The organism is Lysobacter daejeonensis GH1-9 (assembly GCF_000768355.1).
Classification (GTDB): domain Bacteria; phylum Pseudomonadota; class Gammaproteobacteria; order Xanthomonadales; family Xanthomonadaceae; genus Aerolutibacter; species Aerolutibacter daejeonensis.
Map to the genome: position 1 here is coordinate 1 of NZ_AVPU01000059.1, position 4,093 is coordinate 4,093.

4 protein-coding genes and 1 pseudogene are annotated in these 4,093 nt (G+C 70.9%); 1 reads left to right on the plus strand and 4 read right to left on the minus strand.

Annotated features, from left to right (window positions below; genetic code table 11):
• The 4 genes and pseudogenes from N800_RS14825 to tssJ form a co-directional block, all read right to left on the minus strand.
• Positions 1 to 220: pseudogene (locus N800_RS14825) on the minus strand (c-type cytochrome); the annotation flags it as partial.
• Positions 221 to 462: 242 nt separating this feature from the next.
• The gene (gene icmH / locus N800_RS14830) at positions 463 to 1,248 is read right to left on the minus strand and encodes a type IVB secretion system protein IcmH/DotU (RefSeq protein WP_036140429.1); all 786 of its coding nucleotides are present in this window, start codon (positions 1,246 to 1,248) and stop codon (positions 463 to 465) included.
• Positions 1,245 to 2,579, minus strand: coding sequence for a type VI secretion system baseplate subunit TssK (gene tssK / locus N800_RS14835; RefSeq protein WP_036140432.1), 1,335 nt, complete (start codon positions 2,577 to 2,579; stop codon positions 1,245 to 1,247). Before tssK ends, icmH begins: the two co-directional genes overlap by 4 nt.
• A 121-nt stretch (positions 2,580 to 2,700) precedes the next feature.
• On the minus strand, positions 2,701 to 3,372 hold the full coding sequence (gene tssJ / locus N800_RS14840; RefSeq protein WP_232227683.1) for a type VI secretion system lipoprotein TssJ: 672 nt from the start codon (positions 3,370 to 3,372) through the stop codon (positions 2,701 to 2,703).
• A 207-nt stretch (positions 3,373 to 3,579) separates the two neighbouring features.
• Here tssJ and N800_RS14845 point away from each other — a divergent pair.
• The coding region (locus N800_RS14845; protein WP_052108307.1) for a tetratricopeptide repeat protein at positions 3,580 to 4,093 on the plus strand (514 nt) is incomplete at its 3' end.

The window sequence follows — 4,093 nt, forward strand, 5'->3', positions numbered from 1 at the left end:
CCGCAGCGGCCTGCTGCGCAGCGGCGCCGGTCGCACCGGCATACACCGCGCCGGCCGGCGCAATGCGCGCCTCGGTGCGGGCGGCGGCCTTCGGGTCCACCTCGCCCGGCAGGGTGCCATGCAGGTACATCGCGCCCAGGATCAGGCCCAGCGTCAGCACCACCAGGAAGCCGATCACCATCGAGAAGTGCTTGAGGAATTCGAGGTCGTAATTGCGCACGATCCACCTATGGCGCGCGTCCGGTCAGGGCCGCGCGTAGTCGTCAATCCAAGGCCGCACCAGGTGCGACCGCTAGTCAAACGAGTCCCGCTGAGCGCGGTCCCGCCGCGCCTGCCTGAGGGCAGGGTGCCGCCGGACCGGCAGCCTGGCCGGGAATCCCGCCCGCCAGTTTATCGCACTCGGGGGCGGCCGTGACCCCCGCTGGCCGCTCCCGGGCAGGCAAGGCCCCTTCAACACGCGGTTCAGGGCAGGGTGATGGTCAGGTGCGCGGTCCGTGCCGGCAGCTCCACCACTTCCCGGTGTTGCCCCAAGCGCTGCTCGGTGTCGCGCCCCAGCAGTCCGCGGAAACCGAGGAAGGCCAGCAACGCCAGCGCGCCAAACACGGCCACCGGCGCCCACACTGGCACCACCCGGCGCAGCGTGTGCGCCACCCGGTCCGGTGGCAACGAGTGCGGCGCGAACGCTGTGCGGCGCCCCTTGAGGTAAATGATCTCGTCGCCCAGCCGCGCGGTCAGGTAGCCAAGCTTCTCCGGCCCCTCCAGCCGGTACTTCCCCTCGAAGCCCAGCAGCAGGCAGTGGTGGTACACCTCCAGCGAGGCCAGCCGCGGTGCGCCCTGCGCGCGCAGCTGGTCCAGCCGTTCGAAGAAGTGCTCGCCGGCCAGGTGTTCGCCGAACAGGCGCAACTGCAGCGGGTTGCGTTCCCAGTCCTCGCGCAGCGGCGACGGCTGCGACAGCAGCGCCTCGTCCACCGCTGCGCAGAATGCGTACTTGGCCGCGTACACGTCCTCCGCGGCGATGCCGAGCTTGACCGCGCCGCGTTCGATCCGGTCCAGCAACTGCTGCACCGACGCCGCGAAGCGCTCGGCCTCCGGCGGCAGCCGCCCCTGCTTGAGCAGCATCAACAGGTGGAAGCCGTCGGCGAACAGGTCGACCAGGCTGCGCACCGACGTGGTCGGCTCGCTCGCGGCCTGCGCCAGGGCCGCGAGCGAGGGCACGCCCTGCGGGATCGGGGGTTGGGGGTAGGTCATGGGGCCACCGCGATGAGTTCGAGCTTGAGGTCGTGCACGCCGGCGGGGACGTAGATGGTCAGCGACTGCGCCTTGAGCATGCGTTCGTACAGCGGGCCGCGCGGCTCCACCGCGAAGTAGTGCATGCCCGGCCGCACCGGAATCGCGGCCGGTACCTGTGCGGCGTGCACCAGCCTCACGCCCGGCAGCGCCGAGAGCACGCACTTGTCCACGTCGTCCGGCGCGCCGACCTTGAACCGCACCGGCACCGTCTGCACCAGTTCCGGTCCCGGCAGGTTGGCGGCCACGCCCAGATAGAACGCGCAGCCTTCGTCGATGCGCTGCGAATCCAGGCGGCCGAGATGGAACGACGGCTTCACCTCGCTCAGCGCGATCTGGAAGTAGCGCGCGGAAATCACTGTGTCGATCAGCTCGCGGATGATCGCGAACAGCGGCGCGAAGCCGTCCTCCGGGCGCGCATGGTCGTACGCCGGCAAGTCGGCCAGCGTGTGGCTGGCGGAAAAGGTCAGCAGCGCACCGGCCAGCCGCAGCAGTTCCTGGTGCAGGCGCTCGGGGTGTAGGCCCGGGTGGCGGAAGCAGTGCGACAGCGCGGCGAATGCGCTGTTGGCGGTGTGCAGCAGCCAGAACGAGGCGATGTCGCCGGAGCGGAACTCGATCACCGACTGCGACGGCGCGTGATGGTGCCCGTACAGCGCCTCGGTCTTGGCCTGCAGGCCATCCAGCAGCCGGCGCAGGCGCAGCAGCAGCGCCGGCGAGGCATCGATGTGCAGCGCCGGTGCGATGAACTCGTCGTCCAGTTCGAAACCGCCAGTGGCGGTGCGGCGCACGCGTGCGATCGGCAGTGCGGTGTACGCATCGCGTGGCTCGTCTTCGGTGAGGATGCGCACGCGTTGGCGCAGGTAGGCCAGCTCCGCCTCGCCGGCATCGGTGTACAGGTCGGCGGTGGGCTGGTTGGCCTGCGCGTAGCGCGCCGCCACCGCCGCCTCGGCATCGGCGCAGTTGCCGCCGTGTTCGCGCAGCAGCGGCAACGCCGCGTACAGCGTGGTCGACTGCACGCCGGCCGGCAGGCTGGCCAGCGACACCGCTTCGGGCAACGGCTGCGCACCGGGGGCGTGGTGGCTCTCGCCATCGGGGAACACCAGCGACAGTTGCAACACGCGGAAGGTGCCGCTGCTGATGGCCTGCGGGTCGAAGCGCGCCTCGCGCAGGCCCCACGGATACGGGTGCAGTGCGGTGCCGAGGTCGTGTACGCGCGCCTCGTGGTACGCGTCCTGGCGCTGGAAATGTTGCGGGCGCAGGAACAGACCTTCGCCCCAGAAAACCTTCGACATCCTGCTCATGGCATCCCTGCGTGGTTGGGTGGCGCCTGCGGCACGCCCAGCAAATGCGTCACCCGTCGGGTGCGCCGGCCATCCGTTGCCGCGTGGCGAGGTTACTACAAAGCCGCGCGCCTCAACCGCCGCAGTGCACGCCCGACAGGCTCATCGGGTCGCCGGACATCACCGTGGCCAGCGCGGGGCTGGCGGTGGTCAGCGCGCACGCATGGGCGCCGATGACGACGCCCTGCTGGCGCGCCTTGCGGCCGTCGAACAGGAAGCGCCACGGGCCGTCGCCCGGGTGGCGGAAGAGCGCGACCACGCCCAGATGGCGGGCATCGTCGGCCAGGCGCAATGGCCACTGTTGTTGTTCGCCGGGCAGCAGAACGCGCTCGCTGACGTCGACCAGGTCATCGCCCAGCGCATCGCGTTCGGCCTGCGCGTCGAGGAAGCGCGCCATCGGCAGTTGTTCGAAGCGTTGCGCGTCGCGCAGCTGGTACACACGCACCACCAGCGCGACACCCTTGCGGCCACTGCCCGCGTTGAGGTTGCCCGCGCCGTGCAGTTCCAGCGTGACCGTGCGCTGCTGGTCGGCCACCGCCTGTGCATCCTTGAGGCCCACGGCGGCCAGCGTGCGGTCAACCGTGCCGCCAAGGCCGCCACCGCTGGCGCAACCGGTCAGCCACGACAGCAACGCGCATGCCATCAGGCAGGCTCGCAGCGTGGTGGACAACAACGGGCGAAGGTACGAAGGCGATACCGGGGCGCGCACGTGCGCGGGCCGGCGTGCGGCGGGGTGGCAATCCATGGCGTGAAGCTCCTTGCTGGCCTGTTGCCGGACCGGTGCGCGCAGGCGGCGCTGACAACGGTCGCGGTTTCAGGTAAGAATATCCATGCCGTGACGTCATGGTTGACGATCGCGGACGGGGCCACTATACCGGTTCCGGGCATCCGCGGATGCCGCGCTTGACCCAAGGACCAGGCCCTCACGGGCCACACATGGAGAGTGAACCGCATGCGTTGCATACGCTCGGCCGCCGTTGCGCGTGCCTTTCTTGCCCCCGTCTTCTGCGCGCTCGTGCTGCTGTTGGTCGCGCCTGGCCCGGCGTCGGCGGCCAAGCCCCGGCAGTACGAGAAGCTCTTCACCGCCGCCGAGGCGCACGTGGCCGCCGGCCGCGTCGAGCCCGCGCTGATCGCTTTCGCCGACGCTGCCAAGGCCGACCCCACCCGCAAGGAACCGTGGGTGCGCTCGGCGCAGCTGCTGTTCGACGCCGGCCGCTACGGCCGTGCCATCGTCGCCGCCGAGGAAGTGCTGCAGCGCGACCCGCAAGACCGCGTGGCCGACAGCGTGCTGACCATCGCCGGCATGCGCCTGGCCGGCCAGTCGCTGCAGCGCCTGCAGGCCAGCGGCGCGCTTTCGGTGTCCGAAACCGCGCGCAAGGAGGCGCAGCAGCTGGCCGGCACGGTGCGCGAGACGCTGGAAAAGGCCGGCCCCGAGCCAGGCGCCACCCGCGAGCCTCCGCGCCGCG